This is a genomic window from Parvibaculum lavamentivorans DS-1 (assembly GCF_000017565.1).
In the GTDB taxonomy this organism is placed as follows: Bacteria; Pseudomonadota; Alphaproteobacteria; order Parvibaculales; family Parvibaculaceae; genus Parvibaculum; species Parvibaculum lavamentivorans.
Map to the genome: position 1 here is coordinate 3,343,224 of NC_009719.1, position 22,050 is coordinate 3,365,273.

Sequence of the window (22,050 nt, forward strand, 5' to 3'; positions counted from 1 at the left end):
ACGCTCCTGTTAGTAGCAATCTAATTGTGATTTGCGGTCGCGCCGGTATGCATCGGCAGCAACACGCGGAAAATTGTTCGGCGCGGCAGGCTTTCACATTCGATGATGCCGCCGTGATCGCCAATGATCTTGGCGACCAGCGCCAGACCCAGACCTGTTCCGGAAGATTTCGTCGTGACGAACGGATCGAAGAGATGCTCCATCAGGTCATCAGCGACGCCTGGACCATCATCGATCACACAGATTTCGAGAGGCAGACTGACACGGTCCCGGCTGCCGGGCATCGAAAGCCTTACGCCCGGACGATAGGCCGTCGTCAGGACAATCTCGCCATCGGGGTTTCCGATCGCTTCCGCGGCGTTCTTCACGAGATTGAGAAAGACCTGAATCAACTGGTCTTTATCGCCGAGTACGGGAGGAAGCGAGGGGTCATATTCCTCGACAATGCGGATGCCTCTCGCGAAACCGGTGGTAGCCAACTGTTTCACGTGGCCGAGAACCAGATGAATGTTTACCGGCTCGCGCGGCACGGGGCGCTCATCCGAAAACACTTCCATACGGTCGACCAGCTTGCAGATACGATCCGTCTCTTCGCAAATAAGGCGGGTCAATGTCTTGTCGTCCGGTGAACCCGACAATTCGAGAAGCTGCGCGGCGCCGCGGATGCCGGACAGTGGATTTTTGATTTCATGCGCAAGAATGGCGGCCATGCCGGTAACGGAGCGAGCCGCCCCCCGATGGGTAAGCTGCCGGTCCATCTTTTGCGCCATGGTGCGGACCTGGAGCAGCAAGAGGACGTGGCCCGGATATTCCGCGAGCGGCGTTACCTGGATGTCGACCTGCCGGTCGCCGATGCGTGGCGTTCCGATTTCGACACCGTACTCATTAACGGATACGCCGCGCTCGAACACCTGTTCGATCAGCGCCAGCACGGGACTGCCGAAGGCCACCACCTCACTCAACCGATGGCCGAGCAGCATTGCAGAGCTTGCCGCAAAGAACTCTTCGGCGCTGTCGTTCACATATTCAATACGGCTTTCGCGGTCCACGAGGATGACCGGATGCGGCATCGATTTGAGGATTACATTCGCCTCGGGTGGCACGCCTGTGCCAAGTGCGTGAGCCACTTGCGACATTACGCGGCCTCCCTGTCCATTTCATCCGCAGGCGCGACTTCAGCCGCATGTGCGTAGAACGCGCCCATGGCGGCAAGGACGGCCTGTGGCTCCGTCATGCGGACGATTGCGCGCTTCGTTGCCATCGCTTCCTCGGGCAGACGCCGCGACGCTTCCTCGAGATACCAGACGAGATGCTTGCGCGCGACGCGAATGCCCAGCGCCTCGCCGTAGTGATCCAGCATGTCCCGGTAGTGGCCGGCAACGATTTCCGCCTGTGTTTCCCATGCCGGCGCGGCGCGCTTCTCTCCGGTCCAGAGAAATTGCGCGACCTGCGCAAGGAACCAGGGCCGCCCCTGGGCGCCACGGCCGATCATCACGCCATCTGCGCCGGAGGCATCGAGGATCGCGCGCGCGTCTTCCTCGCTCGTAACGTCGCCATTGGCGATCACCGGTATCGAGACGGCCTTCTTCACTTCGGAAATGAAGTTCCAGTCGGCCCTGCTCTTGTAAAACTGGCAGCGTGTTCGGCCATGCACAGTCACCATTTTCACGCCCAAGGCCTCAGCCCTTTGCGCGAGTTCGGGCGCATTGCGCTTCGTATCATCCCAACCTGTCCGCATCTTGAGCGTAACCGGGAGAGAAACCGCGCCCACCGTCGCCTCGATCAGGCTTTCCGCGTGATCGAGATCGCGCATCAGAGCGGAGCCGGAAAGCCCCGTTGTGACCTGTTTCGCCGGACAGCCCATATTGATGTCGATAATGTCGGCGCCGGCAGCGGCGGCGACGCGAGCGCCTTCCGCCATCCAATGGGCTTCCCGGCCGGCGAGCTGGATTGCGAGGGGCGCAAACTCGCCCGCGCCGGCGGCACGGCGAACGACATCGGGACGGGCCCGGACCAGTTCATCGCTCGCCACCATTTCGGAGACGACAAGGCCCGCTCCCAGGCGATGGGCGACCCGCCGGAAAGGGAGATCGGTAACGCCGGCCATCGGGGCAAGCAAAACCGGGTTTTTCAGAGAATGAGATCCGAGGGATATGGTCAAACTTTAGGCACCAACTGATACTGCACAAATTTTGTCCAATTTAGCGCCTGCCTAAAGTTTCGGCAAGGCAAATCGCTTGCCTCCGGCCGCGCGGGGTGCGAAATGAGCAAATATGAAAGTCGCCGCGCTGATTGTGGCGGCCGGCCGCGGCAGCCGCGCGGGACCGGGCGCGCCCAAGCAATACCGCCTTCTGGCCGGTCAGCCCGTCCTTCGGCGCACCCTCGCCGCTTTTGCCAACCATCCAGAGATCATGACGGTCCTGACGGTGATCCATCCCGAGGACGCGTCAGCATTCGAAGCTGCATCCGGCGGACTGCCAAAGCTTCTCGAACCGGTTTTCGGAGGCTCAACGCGGCAGGACTCCGTGCGCGCCGGGCTGGAGGCGCTCAATGCGGACGCACCCGACCTTGTTCTCATCCATGATGGCGCGCGGCCCTTGATTTCCGCTCCGGTTATTTCGGCCTGCATCGCCGCCCTCTCCACCCACGAGGGGGCTCAGGCAGGCCTCTCCCTTACCGATACGATACGCCGGACGGATAAGGGCATGGCGGCAGAAACGGTAGCGCGAGATACGCTCTGGCGCGCGCAGACACCGCAAGCTTTCCGGTTCAACGCTATCCTCGACGCGCACCGGCAGGCTTCGGGCGGGGAACATACCGACGACGTATCCGTGGCGCTGGCGGCGGGGGTAAAGGTGGCTATGGTCGAGGGAGATCAGGACAATATCAAGATCACAAGCGCAGCGGACATTCAGCAGGCGGAACGTATTCTGATGCGGAGCGGCGAGACGCGAACAGGCCTTGGATATGACGTTCACCGCTTCGGCCCAGGCGATTACGTCTGGCTTTGCGGCGTGAAGGTTCCACACGATGCCGGCCTTGTCGGCCATTCCGACGCCGATGCCGGACTTCACGCGATAACCGACGCTGTGCTCGGAGCGATCGGAGCGGGCGACATCGGAAGGCATTTTCCGCCGAGCGATCCCAAGTGGAAAGGCGCGCCTTCAGAGATATTTCTCGCTCACGCGGCCAAGCTGGCGACGGAGGCCGGAGCACGCGTGTCGAATGTCGATGTCACCTTGATATGTGAGTTGCCGAAAATCGGACCTCACGCCGATGCGATGCGAGCGCGGATTGCCGACATACTCGGGATCGAAAAGGGACGCGTCAGCGTTAAGGCAACGACAACCGAGGGTCTCGGCTTCACCGGACGCGGCGAGGGACTGGCCGCACAGGCAATCGTCACCCTGATCATCGGGTAAATCATGATCCGCTTCTCTAACCTTCCCGTTTCCCTCAAACTCCGACATCCGGCCGTTCTGGTGGCTACGTGCTTCGGTGCCGGTCTGCTGCGCCCCGCACCCGGCACATGGGGAACGCTCGCAGCATTTCCCTTTGCTTTCGTTATCTCCTGGGCGGGCGGCCCCTGGCTGCTCCTGCTTGCCTCGGGAATTGCCTTCGCCGCCGGCCTTTGGGCGGCGGGCGTCTATTGCAATGCCGCGTTGAAGGACGATGCGGCAGAAGTTGTGATCGATGAGGTGGCGGCCGTATGGCTAGTCCTCGCCGCCCTGCCGATGACACCGGTTGCATGGACGCTCGGTTTCTTTTTGTTTCGTACGTTCGACATCTTGAAGCCATGGCCCATCAGCGCCGTCGAACGGCGCTTCAAAGGCGGATTCGGCGTGATGATCGATGACATCATCGCCGCAATTCTTGCCGTTTTTGCTTTCATCTTGATGGATGTTCTCTGGATGGTTGTGACATGAGCATTTTCCCTCGCCGCCTTGTTCATCTCGCCGAACTGACGCTTTCTGAAGCGAGTCAAGCTGAACTCCGCATCGTTACAGCCGAAAGCTGCACGGGCGGACTGATTGCCGGGCTGCTTACGGAAATTCCGGGCTGCTCTTCAGTGGTTGAACGCGGCTATGTCGTTTACTCGAACGATGCGAAGCGCGACATGCTGGGCGTGCCGGGGGATATGCTGGCGGATTTCGGTGCGGTCTCCGAACCTGTCGCGCGGGCGATGGCTGAGGGAGCGCTGAAGAATTCGAGAGCGGACCTCGCCGTATCCGTTACCGGTATCGCGGGCCCTGACGGAGGCACGCCGATGAAGCCCGTGGGACTCGTTCACTTCGGCGCCGCACGGAAAGGACGCAGCATTCTTCATGAGGTGCACCGCCTCGGCGATATCGGGCGCGATGAAGTCCGGATGAAGAGTATCGAGGTTGCGCTCGGACTGATCCGGCGGATGATCTAGCTTTATCCGGCGGGGGCAACGATACCGGCCGATGTTTCCCGCACTCCATAGAGTTCATCGGCCCGGGCAATAAAGGCTTCCATCATCCGCCCGAAAGCCTTGGAGAAGACGGCGCCAATCATCTTCTGCAGCGTTGCGCTGCGAAACTCGAAATCGATGCAGAAATGAATGCGCGTTCCGCCATCGGGCAAGGGCTCGAAGCGCCAGTTATTGTGCAGGTAGCTGAATGGCCCCTGCACATATCCAACGTCGATAATAAAGGCTTCCCTGTCGAGCGTTACACGACTGGTAAATTGCTCGCGAAAAACCTTGTAGGAGACGATAAGATCGGCAAGAAGAACTTCCTTGCCATTCTCCATCTCACGGCGGCGGATGCGCGCGCCGGAACACCACGGCAGAAATTCCGGGTAACGGTCAATACCCGCGACGAGCGAAAACATTTCCTCCGGCGCGTAGGGTACGTCACGGACATGTTCATGCGCAGCCATCGAGCGATTTATCCTCGCGAGAGCGCGGAACTTCGCGCATCCCGAAGCCGGGCGAAATCCTCGTCCGCGTGATAGGACGAGCGAGTAAGCGGGCTCGCCGAGACAAGCAGGAAGCCTTTGGACCGGGCGATGGTTTCGTACGACTTGAACTCATCAGGCGTCACGAAACGATCTATTGCAGCATGCTTTCTGGTTGGCTGCAGATACTGCCCGATGGTCAGAAAGTCGATCTGCGCCGAACGCATGTCGTCCATGACCTGGAGGACTTCCTCACGCGTTTCCCCAAGCCCCACCATGATGCCCGATTTGGTGAAGATTGTCGGGTCGATTTCCTTTACGCGCTGGAGAAGACGCAGCGAATGGAAATAGCGGGCGCCGGGGCGGATGTTCAGATAGAGCCGGGGCACCGTTTCCAGATTGTGATTGAACACGTCCGGCCGTGCGGCGACGACTTTTTCCAGCGCCCCATCCTTGCGAAGGAAGTCGGGCGTCAGGATTTCGATGGTGGTGCCGGGTGAGCGGCGGCGGATCGCCTCGATCACCTCGACGAAATGCGCGGCGCCGCCATCCGCAAGATCATCCCGGTCGACCGATGTGATAACGACGTGACGGAGGCCGAGCTTCGCAACGGCATTGGCGACATTTTCCGGCTCATCCACATCAAGTGGGGCCGGAAGGCCGGTTTTTACGTTGCAGAAGGAGCAGGCACGCGTACAGGTATCGCCCATGATCATCATGGTCGCGTGCTTCTTGGTCCAGCACTCGCCGATGTTCGGGCAGCCCGCCTCTTCGCAAACGGTCACGAGCTTGTTCTCGCGGACAATTTGCTTCGTCTCCGCATAGACGGCGGAGCCCGGCGCCTTGACGCGAATCCATTCCGGCTTGCGGAGTACGGGCGTATCAGGACGATGCGCCTTTTCCGGGTGCCGGGGTTTGGCCGCACCCGGCTTCAGCGTGTCTAATATCGTGACCATGAACTCAGTCGACTGTTCCTGTCAGGACATGGATAGACGCTTGACCCGATTCAAGCAAATCGGCGCTGTTCGTCCCCATGTACCGGGCGGTAAGTTTCCATATTCAATTCGATCATAACTTAAGCCGGCACCACTAAACAAACGCTACCAACGTGCTCAGTTGAGCCCTAGCCGTTCCAACTGGCTTTTGGGCGCCTCGATTTCGACGAGTGCGGCCCGCAGCCGTTCCGCTAAATCCGCTTCGGCTGACGTTCCTGCCAAATTGCGCTCTTCGGCGGGGTCCTCGGTCAGGTCATAAAGATGATGGCCTGCAAAGCGTGTTCGCGCCCAGAATGGCACTGGATCATCCCTGTCCCATTGCTGGTGAATGACCGGAACGCCACTGCCCGGCATTCTGTCCAGAAAAGCGCGGTCATCCGGCAATGGCAATTCCTGCTCCCGCGTCAGAAAATGCGTCGGCATGGTCGACCAGCGGTTCGACATCATGGTGAGCGGCGCGTTGTCGCCAGCGGGCCCGCGGGCATATTTAAAGCGATTGTCGATGTAGTGGACCTCGCGGCCCCATACGCCGGTAAGCAGCCAATCGCGGATACCCGGCTTCTCCTTCCTCATCAGCGGCAGCAGAGAGCGGCCATGTGTACGCTGGCGCGCTTCCACACCAAACAACTCAGCCAGCGTCGCAAAGAGATCCACGCTTGTGGTGAGGGCATCGCATGTGCCGGGAGCGACGTCTGGATGCGCGATCATCAGTGGAATATGCCCGAGGGGTTCATAGACGGGCACGCCCGGCTTCCCCCATATATCCTTTTCACCCAGATAGTGGCCATGATCCGTACAAAGAATGACAAGCGTGTCTTTCCAGAGATCCTTGGCATCGAGCTCATCCAGAATTTTACCGAACCACTTGTCAATCATGGTGAGTTTGCCGCCATAGGAAGCCCGAATCTGGCGGGCCTGACGCTCGGTGATGACGCTCTTCTCGATACCGCCATTCACATAAGGCGGCCATATGAGATGAGCACCTTCCCAATCCGGGTCGTACATTGAAGCATAGGGCTCGGGGGTGTCGAAGGGCTCGTGCGGATCGAACTCGTCCACGAACAGCATGAAGCGGCCGTGGTGGCCAGCATTCTCGTTCAGCCAGCGTGCTGCCGCACCCATCGTGCGGGGGCCGGGAAAATCCTCCTCTCCGCGGAAATAGCCGCGCGAGTCATCATACGGCATGTGTTTGCGCATGAAGTTCGGCGCCCCGGCCCAGCTCGGGTCCGGCCGCGTCTTCCATGGGTCACCTTCATGACCACGCTGATAGTCCCAGGCCGTGAAATCGACGTGATAATTTTCACCGCCCGTTTCAAAGAGATGCGGGTGATCGGAAATGAGCTGCGTCACCACGCCCTTTTTTCGCAGCTCGTAGGTAATCGCGTCTTCCCAAAGTTCGACCGAGCCCCAGGGCCGCCAGAGAAAGTCAAGCGCGCCGCACAGGATGTCGTGGCGCGCGGGCATGCAGGGAAGCGAACCCGTGAAATGCCTCGTGAATCGGGTGGAGCGGGCGGCGAAGCGATCGAGATTCGGCGTTGCGAATTCCCGTCCACCATAGGCGCCAATCATATGCCGGTTGAGACTATCGAGAAGTATGACGACCGCATTCCTGGGTTGATCCCCGGTTCCGTCTTCCGCATTGGTCATTCTTTGACTTCCACTTTCGGTATCCACAGCTTGCACAGCGAGCTGCCCGGCGCGGAGCATAGCTCATGAAAGCACGCACAAAAAAGGACGATCAGGTGTGGAGCACCCGGCCATAGGCATCGAGTACTGCTTCACCCATCATTTCCGAGAGAGTGGGATGCGGGAAGACCGCGCGGATCAGGTCCGCCTCGGTGGTCTCCAATGTCATGGCGATGCCGTAGCCCTGAATGAGTTCGGTAACTTCCGCGCCTATCATATGAGCACCGAGCAGTTCACCTGTCTTCGCATCGAAGACCGTTTTCACGAAACCTTCCATTTCGCCAAGGGCGATGGCCTTGCCATTCGCCCGAAATGGAAAGCGGCCGACCTTGACCTCGTGGCCCTTCTCTTTTGCCTTCGCTTCGGTCAGCCCGACACTTGCGATCTGCGGCGTAGAATAGGTGCAGCCGGGAATGCGCGTCGTATCGAGAGGATGCAGGTCCTTGAGGCCCGCTATCCGCTCTGCGGCCAGCACGCCCTCGTGGCTTGCTTTATGCGCCAGCCAGGGCGGACCAACGAGATCGCCGATTGCATAGATGCCCTTGACGCCGGTTTCCAGCCATTCATTGACGGTCACATGCGTCTTTTCGACTTTGACGCCTGCTTCTTCCAGCCCCAGATTTTCGACATTGCCGACGATGCCGACGGCGGAAATCGCGACGTCGGCCTCTATTGTTTCCGTCTTGCCGCCGGCTGTTACCGTCACGGCAATGCCTTTTGCGCCATTGTCGGTTTTATCGATTTTGGCGCCTGTAAGAATTTTGATACCGCGCTTCTTGAAAGCCTTTGCCGCTTCCTTCGAAATTTCTTCGTCTTCCACGGGAAGTATCCGGTCGAGCACTTCGACGACAGTTACGTCCGCTCCGAATGCACGATAAAAGCTGGCGAACTCAATACCGATGGCACCGGAGCCGACGACGATCAGCGATTTCGGCATTTCCTTCGGCACCATCGCCTCGCGGTAAGTCCAGATGCGTTTTCCATCCGGCTCCAAGCCGGGAATGGTTCGTGCACGGGCACCTGTTGCAAGAATGATGTTCTTTGAGCCGATCTCGTTTTTCTTTCCGTCCTTGCTCTCGATCGTAACGCGCCCGGCGCCGGCGAGACGACCGCTACCTTCGATGACGTCGATCTTGTTCTTCTTCATCAGAAATTTCACGCCGCCCGAAAGCTGCTCGGCGACCTTGCGGCTTCGTGTCACGACGGCATCCGCATCAAAGCCGATCTTGTCGGCCTTCAGGCCGAATTCATCGAGCCTTTGCAGCGTTTCGTAGAGTTCAGCGGAGCGCAGCAGGGCTTTCGTCGGGATGCATCCCCAGTTGAGGCAGATGCCGCCAAGCGCATCGCGCTCCACAATGGCGGTCTTCAATCCGAGTTGTGAGGCGCGAATAGCGGCGACATAGCCGCCGGGGCCGGAGCCGATTACAACTACATCGTATTGATCCGCCATCAGAGCAGCATCCTTGCCGGGTATTCCACGAATGATCTGAACGCTTCGAGGAAGCGTGCGCCGAGTGCGCCATCGATGGCGCGGTGGTCGCAGGACATGGTGACCGTCATTATTGTGGCGACTTCAACCTTGCCATTTCTCACCACCGGGCGCTCCTCGCCCTTGCCGACCGCGAGGATGGCGGCTTGGGGCGGATTGATGACAGCGGTGAAATGCTTGATGCCGAACATGCCGAGATTGGAAATTGAAAAGGAGCCGCCTTCGTATTCGTTCGGCTTCAGCTTTTTGTTACGCGCTCGCTCGGCAAGTTCTTTGGCCTCATTCGATATTTCGGCGAGGCCTTTTTTGTCCGCGTTGCGAATAATCGGCGTGATGAGGCCGCCTTCAAGAGCGACCGCGATACCTATGTCGGCGCTCTTGTGCTTCAGGAGAGCGTTGCCGGCAAAGCTCACATTCGCATCCGGCACCTTGATGAGGGCGAGCGCGGCAGCGCGGATCAGGAAGTCGTTTACCGAGAGCTTGACGCCCTCGCCTGCTTCGTCGTTCAACTTCTTGCGCGCTTTCAGCAGCTCGTCCAGCTCGCAGTCTATCGTCAGATAGAAATGCGGTATCTCCTGCATTGACTGCGTGAGGCGGCGGGCGATTGTCCGCCGCATTCCATCGAGTGAAACCTCTTCAAAGGTTCCTTCCGCATAATATGCACGGGGGTCGATGCTCTGTGCCGCACCCTGGGCAACAGCGCCCGCCGCTTGCTTCTTCGGCGCGGCCTTCGCCGCACCTTCCAGGTCCGCCTTTACGATGCGGCCGTTGGGACCAGAGCCGCTGATGGCGGAAAGATCGATGCCTTGCTGTTCCGCAATGCGCCGCGCAAGCGGGGACGCAAAAACGCGATGCCCCGTGCCGGTCGCCTGCGTGGGACGAGCGTTACCATCCGAAGACGGGGTTGCGCTGGACCGTGGCTTCTCGACTTCTTTTGCTTCCGGTTTCGCGGATGTCTTTGGTTCATCCTTTTTCGGTGGCGGCGCATTGTCGATGTCCGCTGCCTCTTCGCCCTCTTCCAGCAAAATGGCAATGGGCTTGTTGACGGCGACACCTTCCGTGCCTTCGGCTACGAGCAGCTTTCCGATACGGCCTTCGTCGACCGCTTCCACTTCCATCGTCGCCTTGTCGGTTTCGATCTCGGCAATCACGTCACCGGATTTTACCTCATCGCCTTCCTTCACATGCCACTTGGCAAGCGTTCCCTCTTCCATGGTCGGCGAGAGCGCGGGCATCAGTATGTTCGTCGGCATCGGCGCCCCCTCAGCGGTAGCAGACGGCTTTCACCGCCTCTACCACTTCTTCGGCGCTCGGCAACGCGAGCTTTTCCAGGTTGGCCGCATAGGGCATAGGCACGTTTTTCTGGGCCACCCGCAGGATGGGCGCGTCAAGATAATCGAAAGCCTTAGCCTGGACCTCCGCTGCAATCTCTGCCCCGATGCCGCAGACTGGCCAGGTCTCTTCGACGGTCACGAGCCGGTTGGTCTTCTTCACCGACTGAATGATTGTCTCCATGTCGAGCGGGCGGATCGTACGGAGGTCGATCAGTTCAACGTCCAGGCCTTCCTCTTCGAGCTTGCCGATGGCTTCGAGGCAATAGGTGAGGCCGTGACTATGCGAGACAATTGTCACGTCCGAGCCTTCCTTCATGATCCGCGCCTTTCCGATAGGCAGCACGTGATCTTCAAGTTCCGGTACCTCGAAGCTCTTGCCATAGAGCACTTCATTTTCGAGGAAGATGACCGGGTTCGGATTCCGGATCGCCGCCTTGAGCAGGCCTTTCGCGTCTGATGCGGAATAAGGCGCGATGACGATGAGGCCGGGTATATGCGCGAACCACGCGGCATAATCCTGGCTGTGCTGGGCGGCGACGCGGGCGGCGGGCCCATTCGGGCCACGGAAGACGATGGGACAAGACATTTGTCCGCCGGACATGTAACGCGTCTTGGCGGCGGAGTTTATGATCTGGTCCATCGCCTGCATGGCGAAATTGAATGTCATGAATTCGACGATGGGACGAAGACCGGCCATTGCAGCGCCTACTCCAAGGCCCGCAAAGCCATGCTCGGTGATCGGCGTGTCGACGACACGTTTTTCGCCGAACTCGGCGAGCAATCCTTGTGTGACCTTGTAGGCGCCTTCGTACTGCGCCACTTCCTCGCCCATCACAAAGACGCGTTCGTCGCGACGCATTTCCTCGGCCATCGCGTCTCGAAGAGCCTCGCGCACCGTTTTGGTCGTAAACTTCGTTCCTTCTGGAATATCAGGATCGCTTTTCATTTCGACCTTCGGCGCATCCTGCTCCTTCTTCGTCTTTTCGCCGGTCTCCCGGCTTGTTGCCTCACCTTGTCCCGGCTCTGTCTTTTTCTTCTCTTTCGTCGCGGCTTCCTTTTTCGGCGCGGCTTTGGCTTCGGATGCGTCTTCGCCTTCTTCGGCCAAAAGCGCGATCACGGCGTTCACCTTCACATTCTCCGTGCCTTCCGCGACCAGGATGCTGGCGACCGTGCCTTCATCGGCCGCCTCCACTTCCATGGTGGCCTTGTCGGTTTCGATCTCGGCGATAACGTCGCCGGATTTCACCTTGTCGCCTTCCTTCACGTGCCATTTCGTCAGAGTGCCCTCTTCCATCGTGGGCGAGAGCGCGGGCATGAGCACTTCAATCGACATCGCTCATGCCTCCACGTCGGTAAGTATGTCCGTCCAAAGCTCCCTTGGATCGGGCTCAGGGCTCGACTGGGCAAATTCCGCCGCTTCGTTGACGATGGCCTTGATCTCCTTGTCGATAGCTTTCAGGTCATCCTCCGAAAGCGACTTCGACTCCAGCAGGCGCATTCGCACCTGCTCGATGGGGTCGTGCTCGGCGCGCATCTTGCTCACTTCTTCCTTCGCCCGATATTTCGCCGGATCGGACATTGAATGCCCGCGGTAGCGGTAGGTCTTCATTTCGAGGATGTAGGGGCCTTTTCCGGCACGGCACCATTCGACGGCACGGGCCCCCGCTTCACGCACGGCGCGCACGTCCATCCCATCCACTTGTGCGCCTGGAATGTTGAAGCTTGCGCCGCGTTTCGAGAGATCCGTCTGCGCGGACGAACGAGCAACGCTTGTTCCCATTGCGTATTGGTTGTTCTCGATCACATAGACGACCGGCAGGCTCCAGAGCTCCGCCATGTTGAAGCTCTCATAGACCTGCCCCTGGTTGGCGGCGCCGTCGCCAAAATAGGCGAGGCAGACACGATCATTTTCGCGGTAGCGATTGGCGAAGGCGAGGCCCGTGCCGAGTGGCACCTGGGCTCCCACGATGCCGTGGCCACCGAAGAAGTTCTTGTCGCGGCTGAACATGTGCATCGAACCGCCTTTGCCGCGCGAGTAGCCGCCGTCACGTCCAGTGAGTTCCGCCATGACGCCCTTGGGGTCCATGCCGCATGCGAGCATATGTCCGTGATCGCGATAGCCGGTGATGACCTGGTCGCCCTCCTCGATCGCCATCTGCATGCCGATGACGACTGCTTCCTGGCCGATATAGAGGTGGCAGAAACCTCCAATGAGCCCCATGCCGTACATCTGGCCCGCTTTCTCCTCGAACCGGCGGATCAGCAACATGTCGCGATAGGCTCTCAGATCGTCTTCTTCGGAGAGCGGGGCTGGGCTGTCGCTTTTCTTGGCCGGCTTTTTCTGGGGAGGTTTGGTCGCCATTCCGGAGGCCTCGACGTCGAAGGTTAAGGTATCCGCAGATACATAGGGCAGTGCGCGGACGGGTCCACCACACTTTAGAAGTGTATGTTAAAGGTTTGGTTTCAATGAAAAAATCGATAATTAACCGGATATCGGTTAACTGACGCAGGCGTTATGCCGGAGGCGCGCTGACAGCCTCCGATCCCTTAGCGAGGATTTGGCCGCCGATCCTGCTGGCGATCGAGAAAAATGGTCACGTCGTTCGCGCCGCCATAGCCGAGCGCAGCCCGGGCGCGCTCATCCAGCAAATCCGGATCGAGGCTTTCCGGACGAAGCAATGCCACCTGCCGGTCGAGCTGCATCCGTTTCGTTTCGACCTCTGTCAGCTGGTGTTCCAGCGTGTCGATACGATTCTGGATGTCGAGCCAGGAGATGAATCCATGGCGGCCATAGACGGCATGATAGGCGAAATAGCCAAGCACGATGATGCAGACGAACGGGATCAACGCCTGGCGAAGGCGGAGCGGCTCAGAGGTGCGAATCAAGACCTGACTATCCATGAATGAGAGGGAATCACATAGCGATTCCAACGGTCAAGCTAATTGAACGACTCTCCGGCTTTATGAGGTTCAGCCCTTCAGGACCGACTTGCCCGCGTATTCTCCCGACGGCCCCAACGCCTCCTCGATGCGGATGAGCTGGTTGTATTTCGCCAGCCGGTCGGAGCGCGCGAGCGATCCTGTCTTGATCTGTCCGCAATTCGTCGCCACCGCGAGATCGGCAATTGTTGCGTCTTCCGTCTCGCCGGAACGATGCGACATGACGGCGGTGTAGCTTGCCTTGTGAGCCATCTCGACGGATTCGAGCGTCTCGGTCAGCGAGCCGATCTGGTTCACCTTCACCAGGATCGAATTCGCCGTTCCCTTTGCGATTCCGTCCGCGAGGCGGCGCTTGTTGGTCACGAAGAGATCGTCGCCCACGAGCTGCACCTTGCTACCGATCCGGTCCGTCAGCGCCTTCCAGCCTTCCCAGTCGTCTTCCGCCATTCCGTCTTCGATGGAGATGATTGGATATTTGCCGACGAGATCTGCCCAGTAGTCGACCATGCCGCCGGCATCGAGCTTCTTGCCCTCACCTTGGAGATTATAGACGCCGTTCTTGAAGAACTCCGTCGAAGCAGCGTCGAGCGCGAGGTAGATGTCGTCGCCAGGCTTGTAGCCGGCCTTCTCGATCGCCTTCATGATGAAGCCGATGGCTTCCTCGGTCGAAGCGAGATTGGGTGCGAAGCCGCCTTCGTCGCCGACATTGGTGTTATGGCCGGCCGATTTCAGTTCCGCCTTCAGCGTATGAAAGACTTCCGAACCCATTCGCACCGCGTCTGCAAGCGAACCTGCCGCGACAGGCATGATCATGAATTCCTGAATATCGATCGGATTGTCGGCATGCTCGCCGCCATTCACGATATTCATCATCGGCACCGGCAGCACGCGCGCGGCAGGACCACCGATATAACGGAAAAGCGGCTGGCCGAGCGAGGCGGCCTGCGCCTTCGCTATCGCAAGAGACACGCCGAGAATGGCATTCGCGCCGAGGTTCGATTTATTGGACGTGCCGTCCAGCGCGATCATGGTGCGATCGATCTGAATCTGCTCGGAAGCATCCATGCCGCCGATCGCATCGAAGATGTCGCCATTGACCGCTGCGATCGCGTTCAGAACGCCCTTGCCCTTGTAACGGGAACCGCCATCGCGCAGCTCTACAGCTTCGTGTGCGCCGGTCGAAGCGCCGGAAGGAACCGCGGCGCGGCCGAGCGAGCCGTCTTCCAGCAATACATCCACTTCCACCGTGGGATTGCCCCGGCTGTCCAGAATTTCGCGCCCGATGATGTCGATGATGGCGGCCATGTCGTCCCGTCTTTGATTCAGGTTGGTGAGCTCAACCAGGCACTCGCCCGATGGCCGTTTCATAGCGGAGAGGAGCGGTGGGCGAAAGGGTCAATTCCGGATTCCAGCGTCAGAAGCGGTCATTTTCAACGGGGTAGGACGCCGCCTTTTGTTCCGCCGCCTTGCACCACCAGGTCTCGGCCCCGGTGCCGCTTTTCGGGCGGGTGGCGGGCATGGCAAAGCGGTCCCAATAGGCGATCCTTCCCATGGCGTGCGGGTCGTAAAATGACGGAATCACATAGACACCCCACTGGAGTGCCCGGTCGAGAAGGCGGGCGTATAGCCGCTTGTCGTCGAGCGTGCGGGTTTCTGAAAGCTTCTCCGCGAATTCATCCACCATCGGACTGTCGAGGCCGATCAGGTTTTCCACGCCGTCGCGCTGCACCGCGGGCGATCCCCACATGCGGAGCTGTTCTTCGCCGGGACTGACCGGAGGAATATAGAAACGGTAGGCGATGTCGAAGCGACGCTCCCTCAGTCGTGCCTCATAGGCCGAATTATCCAGCACCTCGAGGCCTGCATCCACACCTGCCCGTTTTAAATTGTTGAAGAACGGATTAAGCACCGCCTCTTGCGACTGGCTGTTCGTAAGTATACGGAAGGAAAGCACCTCGCCCGTATCCCGGTTGCGGATGGCGCCATTCGTATAAGGCCAGCCAGCTTCGGCGAAGAGATCGAGCGCCCGGCGAAAATTCTCACGGTCGCGGCCGCTGCCATCCGTCACCGGCGCTTTCCACGCTTCCTCGAATGCCTCTTCCGGCAAATCATCTCTCCAGCGCTCCATCAGCGCCTTCTCTTTTTTCATAGGAGGTTGGGTGGCGGCGAACTCGGAATTCTGAAAATAACTTTCCGTTCGATTATATGCGCCGTGGAACACGTTCTTGTTCGGCCATTCGAAATCGAACAGCAGCGACAATGCCTGCCGCACGCGAATGTCGGCAAAGCGCGGATCCCGTAAATTGAAGAAAAAACCGTTCATGCCGAGTGGCCACCAAGCCTCAACAAGATACCGTTTAATGCGCCCGTCGCGCACAGCCTGAGTGTCATACATCGTCTGCCAGCGTCGTGCATTGCCGTCCACAAACTTGTCGATGTCGCCGGCGAGAAACGCCTGAAAGCCGCTGATCTCGTCGAAGAAATACTCGTAGGCAAGTTCGTCGAAATTGAAGCGGCCTTTGTTCACAGGCAAATCACGCGCCCAATAGTTTTCCACGCGCGAGAGGATCACTCGACGCCCGGCATCCACCTTGCCGATCTTGTAGGGCCCGCCGCCGAGAAAGGGGTCGAGCGTCGTCGCACCGAAATCATGCTGGCGCCAATAATGCTCGGGGATCACGGGCATTTCCGCAAATTCCAGAATGGCTGTCTTCTCCATGTCGGCTGGAAGCCGCAGTTCGACGGTCCGTTCGTCCAGCGCCCGCACCTCCAGGCGTTTCAACATCAACTGCCAGAACGGTCGCGCGTTCTTTTCAAAGGCCTGCGCGGAAAAGAGAACGTCCGACGCCGTCACCGGATGGCCGTCATGAAAGACAGCGCGGGGATCGATGTGAAAGACAACCCGCCGTCCATCCTCGAAGACCTCGACGCGGTTCGCGATCAGGCCATAAGCCACCATGTCCTCGTCGGGCGAGCCGGCGAGAAGGCTGTCATAGAGGACCCCGTGAATGGGCGTCGGAGAGCGGCCTTTCACGATCCAGGGATTAAGGCTGTCGAATGAACCGCGCGCCGACTCGGTCAGACGGCAACCTTTCGGCGCATCCGGATTGGCCCAGGGAAAGTGCGTGAAGCTCTCGCCGTATAGCGGCTCGCGGCCGATTGCGAGTGCCGGGTAGGCAGGAGCCTCTGAAGCCATTACGTGAAACAGGTCGGTCGCCGCGTTCGCGCTTCCATATGGTGCAAACGTCAGCGCAGCGGCGAGCAGCAGCATATCCCGGCATCCGGCTTTCTTCAGGACGCTGCTCGTCACACGTTTCATCAAAGTCATCACGCTCACCTTCTCTCGGCTGCCCCGTCGGCGCCGCAACATGCCATGATTTAGTTGCGATTGGTTCTCAATTTATAATTGCTATTGATTCTCAATTGCAATATGAGTCCTTCCGCGCTTCGAATGGCACGCCGATCCGCAACCCGGCCACCGGTCTCACTGGCGGCATTTCTTCATTTCGAGAGAACCCCGGGGGGCGTTCCATGTCACCAAGCTACACATGCAGATTCACGCCCGGCCTTCTGGCCGGAACCGCCATCGCGCTTTGCCTCACGCTCGGCGCCTTTTCAAAAACCGTTTGGGCGCAGGAAGCTGAGCCTGCGGCCATCGACGACGAGCAGGAAAAATCCGAAGCGAACGAGGAGACTGAGGCGAGCACAAAGCCGATCTCGCCCGCCTATAAATTCACGCCAGTCACCGTGACCGCGACCCGCAACGAACGCTCCCTGCTGGATACGGCCGGCAACATTACCCGCATCACGTCTGACGATCTCGACAAGCGGATGGACAACACCATCGCCGAAACCTTCCGCTATGAGCCCGGCATTGTCGTGCCGCGGCAGGTAAGCGGCGCCGATCCGTTCGATAGCAATGGCGGCATCCAGATTCGCGGTGCCGGCGGCAATCGAACGCAAATCATCGTCGACGGGTCGCGCACGCTCGAGGGCATCACCGACAACACGCGTGACGTTGTCGACACAAGCAACATGAAGGCTGTCGAGATCGTCCGTGGACCGACTTCCGTTTTATGGGGATCAGATGGCCTCGGCGGTGTCGTCAATTTCATAACAAAAGACCCGGTGGATTATTTCAAAGACGCAGACGATATGGTGGCGGGGAATGCAAGCGCTCATTACAGCTCGCTCGACAATTCATATGTCGAATCCGTTACCGGCGCCTTTCGCCTGACGACTGGGCCGAATCCTCTCGAGGCTCTGTTCACTTTCACGCGGCGCGACGCGGAAGAACCTGAACTCAGCAACGCGCGCAATGTGGCGACGCCTGACGGCACCACCTGCCCGCGCGACCCGGCCGCAACGCCGTGCAATGAATTCGATCCGCGAGATATCACTTCAAACAATCTTCTCACAAAGCTTGTCTGGTCACCGTCGGCGAATAATCAGCTCCGGCTGACGGGCGAATACTTCACCCGGGAAACAACGGTCGACCAAAATTCATCCAGGGAAACAACCGCGACATACACGCAGACAGGGTATCGCCGGGTACAGGACATCCAGCGTTGGCGCATCGCGCTGGATCAGGACTGGCAGGTTGGTCTCCCTTGGCTCGACGCGTTGAAGTGGCAGCTCAGCTATTCGCCTCAGGAGATCAAACATAGGGGCGACAGGCGGAGGATATTGCTGCCGTCCAACGACGATCAGCAATTGCTCTATACGCTGGACTATTCCGAAACCTTTTACGAAGCCGACATCCAGCTCAACTCCAGCTTCAATATTGGAGCCAGCTCGCACGCACTCACCTACGGGTTCGATGGCGACTATGCCGAAACGGAATATTTTCGCCGCGATATCACCAACAACCTGACGACTGGCACATCGACAACTGCAGTTGCGGGTGGCTTCAACTTCGCAGATGCAGAAACCACCCGCGCCGACATTTACGTTCAGGATGAAATCGGCCTGTTCGGCGAGCGCCTGACACTGACACCTGGAGCGCGCCTTTCCACTTACAAGATCACACCAGACCCCGGCCCCGGCTATCAGATTGTACCCGGCGCCGAACCGCGCGAGATGGAAGAGACGGACCTGCAGCTGAAATTTGGAGCCATCTACGACGTGTGGGGCCCCTATTCCGTCTATGGTGCGTATGGCGAGGGCTTCAAGATGCCTACCGCGCAGCAGCTCTACCAGTCGCTCAATAGTCTGCCTTTTTTCGCCCTGGTGCCAAACCCGAATCTCCGTCCCGAATCCGTGAAGAACTACGAGGCCGGCCTGCGCGGCTCGTTCGAGCGCGGCTATTTCTCCATCAACTACTTCAAGGCCGACTACGAAGATTTCATACAGAACTTCGTGCCGGTGGCAGGATCGGCAACGGATTTGACCTATGCCAATCTTTCCCGCGTGAATGTCTGGGGCATAGAAGCTTCCGGCGGCTACCAGTTCACACCTAACTGGCGTACCAACTTTTCTGCCGCGCACATGCGCGGCAGCCAGCAGGTCACGGCGGGCGCGCAGGAAACAACATTCAACGGAGCGCCGCCGCTCAATGTCGTCATCGGCCTCAATTATGTGGAGCCTGCCTACGGTCTCGACATCGAGTTGGTGTCGACCCTGCAGAAGGCAACCACGCGCGTCGAAGATCGCGCCACCGACTTTGCACCGAGCGGCTATGCAATCCTTGATCTCCTGACGTCATGGGAAGTCGTGCCCGGCGTGAAGTTGCGGGCCGATGCCTACAACCTTCTCGACCAGCGATATTTCGCTGCGGGCAACGCCGGTTTCCCGATCGGTACCGATGCGACATTGGCGGTTCAACGGCTCAATCCGATTGAACTGCAGGTTGGTTACGGAAGGTTCGTGAAGGTCGGTCTCGAACTGACCTTCTGACGCGGTCCCGCAGACCGCGTCGAACGGGACGCCCGGGCCGTGCCAGCCCGGGCGTCTTTTTTCGACCCGATACGTTCATCCTAACGCGTGGGTAACCATCGACGCCGACACCTCCTCGGGCGAGGCCTTGATCAGGTCCGCCCGATGCGCGAGAAGATAGTCTCGCTGCGCCTCCATCATCGCGCGCCCGAGACCGATGCAGAACCTGGCGCCCTCATAAAGTCCGCCATCAGCTTCCCGCCGGTCGAGATCCCTCAGGATACCGTCCGTTTCGGCCAGCCGCTGATCCAGCAGCTCTTTCACCCGCCAGCGAGGCAGGAAGGGCGCAAAACTGAGAATGAAGAAGAACTCGGACCGCAGGCGATGTTTAGCCTCGCCCGTCATGAGCGCTTTCATACAGGCCGCACACCCTGCCTCCGTCAGCTCGTAAATCTTCTTATTCGGCCGATTGTCCTGCTCGACCTTGCGGCAAGTAACCAGGCCCTCCTCCGCGAGTTCGTTCAGCGCCGGATAAAGATTAGACAAGCTCACATCGAGCAGCGTCGAAACCTCGTTCTCCATGATCTTCTTGATGTCATACCCCGTGGCCGGTCCGGCCATGAGGACACTGAGCAACAGTTCCTTGGTATTCAATCCGCCTCCTCCCCAAGAGCAGATTACGGCACTTGCCTCATGTGCCGTTTCATTATATCCCGTTTTTTATTAGGTTATTTTTACCTATAAGAGACCCTCATAAAAGACTGACCCTCGCAACTCCCTCCTCGATCCAGCGAAAGGTCGGCATCCCTCACCAACTTGTGGCCGGTTCCGGCGGGGCCGGTCGCTACTTCCATCCGCCGAACAGCTTTTCGGGGCAAAGAACCACAAAACCCATCCATCGGGAGGAACTAGCAAAATGATAGTATCGACAGGATTCAAGCCTGTCACGAATGAACCGGCGGTACGCATTCGCCGGTTGGGGGCTTCAACTGCTATCGCCACCCTTTTCGTGTCTTCATTTCTCTTTTCGACAGCGGCATCTGCCGAATCGTTCGTTTTCGGCGACGCAAAGCTGACGATCGATTCGACAGTCTCCGCTGGCGCCACGATGCGCACAAGCGACCGCGATTGCCAGCGCGTTTCCGTGGCAAATGGTGGTTGCGCTCCCGCCGGCACTAAGGCCACCGGGGTTAACTCCGACAACGGCAATCTGAATTTTGACAAAGGCGACATCACGAACGCCATCGTGAAGGCAACGTCCGACATTCAGCTCACCTGGCAGAATTACGGCGCCTTACATTCGTCCGCGCGCTTTCTATGACTATGTCTACGACCAGAACAACATGGACTTCCGTAAACTCACGGATTCCGGTCGTCGCGCAGCGGCCTATGATTTCGAAATTCTCGACGCATTTGTCTATGCGAATTTCGACGTTGCCGAGATGCCCGTCTCGTTGCGCTTCGGCAAGCAGGCGCTGAACTGGGGCGAGAGCCTTCTTATTCCGGGCGGCATCAACTCGTTTCAAGCCGTGGACGTGACTGCATTGCGTCTTCCGGGTTCAGAGCTTCGCGAAGCTCTGACACCGATGCCGATGGTCTACGTCTCGGCAGGCGTCACACCTGACGTCACTGTGGAGGCCTTTTGGCAGTTTGCTTATGAACAGACCGAGCTGGATGCGCCTGGCTCTTTCTTCTCGGTAAACGACATCACCGGCCCCGGTTCATTTCCAGCTTATTCTGTTCCCATCGATGACAGCCAGGGTTTGGCTGCAATCGCCCTGCCCCGTTTGGCCGATCGTGGACAGAACGATGATGGCCAGTTCGGTGTAGCCGTTCGGTACTTCGCGGCGAATATCGGCACGGGCCTGGACCTCGGCGCTTATTATGTCCGCTATACGAGCCGTCTTCCGTATCTGGGTTTCCAGAACGGGCCCCGCACCTTCGCTCAGGTCTGCGCTGATCTCTTGAGCCCGTGCAACACGGCACCTTTGATCCAGGCAGCATTCATCGCCGGTGCCGGAGACGGGGCTTACTTCTACGACTTCCCGGACGGTATCGAGACGATCGGAGCAAGCGTCAACACCAATATTGCGGGCTTGGCCGTTGCCGGTGAGCTTTCTTTCTCACCGGACATGCCGCTCGCCATCCCGGACGTCCAAATGAACGCCAGCCAGTTCGATGGCCTCGGCGCCTCCGGTCCGATGTCGGGCGGGCTCTCGCCGCGGTGGACAAATCTGCCGTCGACGCTGCCCGGTCAATCCACAATCCGATACATTAATCTGGATACGTATCAGGGTCAGTTCAACACGATTACTTCGCTCTCGACCAGCGACCTCATTCCGTCTCTCGTCAATGCGCAGGGTGGTGTGTTCGTCGTCAATGCTGGCTTCGTATATGTACCGGATGCCGGAGACTGGCCGTTGAGCCATTCAGGACGAGTTGCGGGTATCGAGAACCCCTTCGCGGCAGGCGTCCTCGCCAACGGTGCGACCAATCCGGTCTATGCCACCAGCTTCTCCACCGGTTATCGGGCGATCTTCTCGTTGGACTATAATAACCCGTGGAATCTGCCAATCACCCTCAGCCCCAACATTTCTTGGCGCCATGACGTGAGCGGTTATTCCCCCGGTCCGATTACTGCCGGCTATATTCGTGGCCTCAAGCAGGTTTCGCTTGGCGTGAACGTCGACTACCAAAGCACTTGGCGTGGCAATATCAGCTACACGAACAGCTTTGGCGGCGGCTTCGAACCGGCTACGACAGACCGCGACTTTGTCATGGCGAGCGTTTCCTACTCGTTCTGATGAAA

General features: G+C 58.9%; 19 protein-coding genes. 6 read left to right on the top strand and 13 right to left on the bottom strand.

The genetic code is table 11. The features are described from left to right. Positions 1 to 20: 20 nt before the first annotated feature. Together PLAV_RS15920 and dusB are read right to left on the bottom strand one after the other, a co-directional pair. Positions 21 to 1,136: a two-component system sensor histidine kinase NtrB gene (locus PLAV_RS15920; protein ID WP_012112059.1), complete on the bottom strand. Its 1,116-nt coding sequence runs from the start codon at positions 1,134 to 1,136 to the stop codon at positions 21 to 23. Continuing rightward, complete coding sequence (gene dusB, locus PLAV_RS15925; protein WP_012112060.1) at positions 1,136 to 2,161, bottom strand: tRNA dihydrouridine synthase DusB; 1,026 nt, start codon at positions 2,159 to 2,161, stop codon at positions 1,136 to 1,138. Before dusB ends, PLAV_RS15920 begins: the two co-directional genes overlap by 1 nt. Before the next feature lie 112 nt (positions 2,162 to 2,273). Here dusB and PLAV_RS15930 point away from each other — a divergent pair, with 112 nt between their 5' ends. From PLAV_RS15930 to PLAV_RS15940, 3 genes are read left to right on the top strand one after another with little or no spacing between them, the layout of a single operon-like run. Beyond that, a complete protein-coding gene (locus PLAV_RS15930; protein WP_012112061.1) occupies positions 2,274 to 3,422 on the top strand; it encodes a bifunctional 2-C-methyl-D-erythritol 4-phosphate cytidylyltransferase/2-C-methyl-D-erythritol 2,4-cyclodiphosphate synthase in 1,149 nt (382 codons plus the stop codon). A 60-nt stretch (positions 3,423 to 3,482) separates the two neighbouring features. Next, the gene (locus tag PLAV_RS15935; protein ID WP_206769801.1) at positions 3,483 to 3,926 is read left to right on the top strand and encodes a phosphatidylglycerophosphatase A family protein; all 444 of its coding nucleotides are present in this window, start codon (positions 3,483 to 3,485) and stop codon (positions 3,924 to 3,926) included. After that, positions 3,923 to 4,417, top strand: coding sequence for a CinA family protein (locus PLAV_RS15940; protein WP_012112063.1), 495 nt, complete (start codon positions 3,923 to 3,925; stop codon positions 4,415 to 4,417). Before PLAV_RS15935 ends, PLAV_RS15940 begins: the two co-directional genes overlap by 4 nt. Positions 4,418 to 4,419: 2 nt before the next feature. Here the strand turns inward: PLAV_RS15940 and PLAV_RS15945 are convergent, their stop codons facing one another. The 10 genes from PLAV_RS15945 to PLAV_RS15990 all read right to left on the bottom strand — a co-directional run bounded on the left by PLAV_RS15945 (position 4,420) and on the right by PLAV_RS15990 (position 16,695). Then, positions 4,420 to 4,905: a type II toxin-antitoxin system RatA family toxin gene (locus tag PLAV_RS15945; protein ID WP_012112064.1), complete on the bottom strand. Its 486-nt coding sequence runs from the start codon at positions 4,903 to 4,905 to the stop codon at positions 4,420 to 4,422. Between the two features lie 8 nt (positions 4,906 to 4,913). Then, complete coding sequence (gene lipA / locus PLAV_RS15950; protein ID WP_012112065.1) at positions 4,914 to 5,879, bottom strand: lipoyl synthase; 966 nt, start codon at positions 5,877 to 5,879, stop codon at positions 4,914 to 4,916. Positions 5,880 to 6,035: 156 nt separating this feature from the next. Next, positions 6,036 to 7,565 (bottom strand): sulfatase, encoded by a 1,530-nt coding sequence (locus PLAV_RS15955; protein WP_012112066.1) that lies wholly within the window; start codon positions 7,563 to 7,565, stop codon positions 6,036 to 6,038. A 91-nt stretch (positions 7,566 to 7,656) separates the two neighbouring features. Continuing rightward, the gene (lpdA, locus tag PLAV_RS15960; RefSeq protein ID WP_012112067.1) at positions 7,657 to 9,054 is read right to left on the bottom strand and encodes a dihydrolipoyl dehydrogenase; all 1,398 of its coding nucleotides are present in this window, start codon (positions 9,052 to 9,054) and stop codon (positions 7,657 to 7,659) included. After that, entirely contained in the window at positions 9,054 to 10,346 is a 1,293-nt protein-coding gene (locus PLAV_RS15965) for a pyruvate dehydrogenase complex dihydrolipoamide acetyltransferase (RefSeq protein ID WP_012112068.1), read from the bottom strand. Before PLAV_RS15965 ends, lpdA begins: the two co-directional genes overlap by 1 nt. Before the next feature lie 10 nt (positions 10,347 to 10,356). After that, the gene (locus PLAV_RS15970) at positions 10,357 to 11,760 is read right to left on the bottom strand and encodes a pyruvate dehydrogenase complex E1 component subunit beta (RefSeq protein ID WP_012112069.1); all 1,404 of its coding nucleotides are present in this window, start codon (positions 11,758 to 11,760) and stop codon (positions 10,357 to 10,359) included. 3 nt (positions 11,761 to 11,763) lie between these two features. Continuing rightward, the gene (gene pdhA, locus PLAV_RS15975; RefSeq protein WP_012112070.1) at positions 11,764 to 12,789 is read right to left on the bottom strand and encodes a pyruvate dehydrogenase (acetyl-transferring) E1 component subunit alpha; all 1,026 of its coding nucleotides are present in this window, start codon (positions 12,787 to 12,789) and stop codon (positions 11,764 to 11,766) included. 185 nt (positions 12,790 to 12,974) lie between these two features. Next, positions 12,975 to 13,313, bottom strand: coding sequence for an FtsB family cell division protein (locus tag PLAV_RS15980; RefSeq protein WP_202943986.1), 339 nt, complete (start codon positions 13,311 to 13,313; stop codon positions 12,975 to 12,977). 84 nt (positions 13,314 to 13,397) lie between these two features. Continuing rightward, positions 13,398 to 14,672: a phosphopyruvate hydratase gene (gene eno, locus PLAV_RS15985; protein ID WP_012112072.1), complete on the bottom strand. Its 1,275-nt coding sequence runs from the start codon at positions 14,670 to 14,672 to the stop codon at positions 13,398 to 13,400. Positions 14,673 to 14,781: 109 nt separating this feature from the next. Further along, the gene (locus PLAV_RS15990; RefSeq protein ID WP_012112073.1) at positions 14,782 to 16,695 is read right to left on the bottom strand and encodes an extracellular solute-binding protein; all 1,914 of its coding nucleotides are present in this window, start codon (positions 16,693 to 16,695) and stop codon (positions 14,782 to 14,784) included. 203 nt (positions 16,696 to 16,898) lie between these two features. Here PLAV_RS15990 and PLAV_RS15995 point away from each other — a divergent pair, with 203 nt between their 5' ends. Further along, positions 16,899 to 19,262, top strand: coding sequence for a TonB-dependent hemoglobin/transferrin/lactoferrin family receptor (locus tag PLAV_RS15995; protein ID WP_012112074.1), 2,364 nt, complete (start codon positions 16,899 to 16,901; stop codon positions 19,260 to 19,262). A gap of 75 nt (positions 19,263 to 19,337) precedes the next feature. On the opposite strand, the gene PLAV_RS19100 is transcribed toward PLAV_RS15995, so the two are convergent. Beyond that, complete coding sequence (locus PLAV_RS19100) at positions 19,338 to 19,895, bottom strand: PadR family transcriptional regulator (protein ID WP_012112075.1); 558 nt, start codon at positions 19,893 to 19,895, stop codon at positions 19,338 to 19,340. A gap of 262 nt (positions 19,896 to 20,157) precedes the next feature. Here PLAV_RS19100 and PLAV_RS19985 point away from each other — a divergent pair, with 262 nt between their 5' ends. Continuing rightward, positions 20,158 to 20,562 carry a DUF1302 family protein gene (locus PLAV_RS19985; protein ID WP_041536075.1) on the top strand — a complete coding sequence of 135 codons (405 nt, stop codon included), beginning with the start codon at positions 20,158 to 20,160 and terminating at the stop codon, positions 20,560 to 20,562. A gap of 22 nt (positions 20,563 to 20,584) precedes the next feature. After that, on the top strand, positions 20,585 to 22,045 hold the full coding sequence (locus PLAV_RS16010; protein WP_041536076.1) for a DUF1302 domain-containing protein: 1,461 nt from the start codon (positions 20,585 to 20,587) through the stop codon (positions 22,043 to 22,045). Positions 22,046 to 22,050: the final 5 nt, after the last annotated feature.

Bases quoted from the DNA above. Each gene is read 5' to 3' on its own strand.
- PLAV_RS15920 (WP_012112059.1), bottom strand. From the start codon at position 1,136: ATGTCGCAAGTGGCTCACGCACTTGGCACAGGCGTGCCACCCGAGGCG.
- PLAV_RS15930 (WP_012112061.1), top strand. From the start codon at position 2,274: ATGAAAGTCGCCGCGCTGATTGTGGCGGCCGGCCGCGGCAGCCGCGCG.
- PLAV_RS15940 (WP_012112063.1), top strand. From the start codon at position 3,923: ATGAGCATTTTCCCTCGCCGCCTTGTTCATCTCGCCGAACTGACGCTT.
- PLAV_RS15945 (WP_012112064.1), bottom strand. From the start codon at position 4,905: ATGGCTGCGCATGAACATGTCCGTGACGTACCCTACGCGCCGGAGGAA.
- lipA (WP_012112065.1), bottom strand. From the start codon at position 5,879: ATGGTCACGATATTAGACACGCTGAAGCCGGGTGCGGCCAAACCCCGG.
- PLAV_RS15955 (WP_012112066.1), bottom strand. From the start codon at position 7,565: ATGACCAATGCGGAAGACGGAACCGGGGATCAACCCAGGAATGCGGTC.
- lpdA (WP_012112067.1), bottom strand. From the start codon at position 9,054: ATGGCGGATCAATACGATGTAGTTGTAATCGGCTCCGGCCCCGGCGGC.
- PLAV_RS15965 (WP_012112068.1), bottom strand. From the start codon at position 10,346: ATGCCGACGAACATACTGATGCCCGCGCTCTCGCCGACCATGGAAGAG.
- PLAV_RS15970 (WP_012112069.1), bottom strand. From the start codon at position 11,760: ATGTCGATTGAAGTGCTCATGCCCGCGCTCTCGCCCACGATGGAAGAG.
- pdhA (WP_012112070.1), bottom strand. From the start codon at position 12,789: ATGGCGACCAAACCTCCCCAGAAAAAGCCGGCCAAGAAAAGCGACAGC.
- eno (WP_012112072.1), bottom strand. From the start codon at position 14,672: ATGGCCGCCATCATCGACATCATCGGGCGCGAAATTCTGGACAGCCGG.
- PLAV_RS15990 (WP_012112073.1), bottom strand. From the start codon at position 16,695: ATGACTTTGATGAAACGTGTGACGAGCAGCGTCCTGAAGAAAGCCGGA.
- PLAV_RS15995 (WP_012112074.1), top strand. From the start codon at position 16,899: ATGTCACCAAGCTACACATGCAGATTCACGCCCGGCCTTCTGGCCGGA.
- PLAV_RS19985 (WP_041536075.1), top strand. From the start codon at position 20,158: ATGATAGTATCGACAGGATTCAAGCCTGTCACGAATGAACCGGCGGTA.
- PLAV_RS16010 (WP_041536076.1), top strand. From the start codon at position 20,585: ATGGACTTCCGTAAACTCACGGATTCCGGTCGTCGCGCAGCGGCCTAT.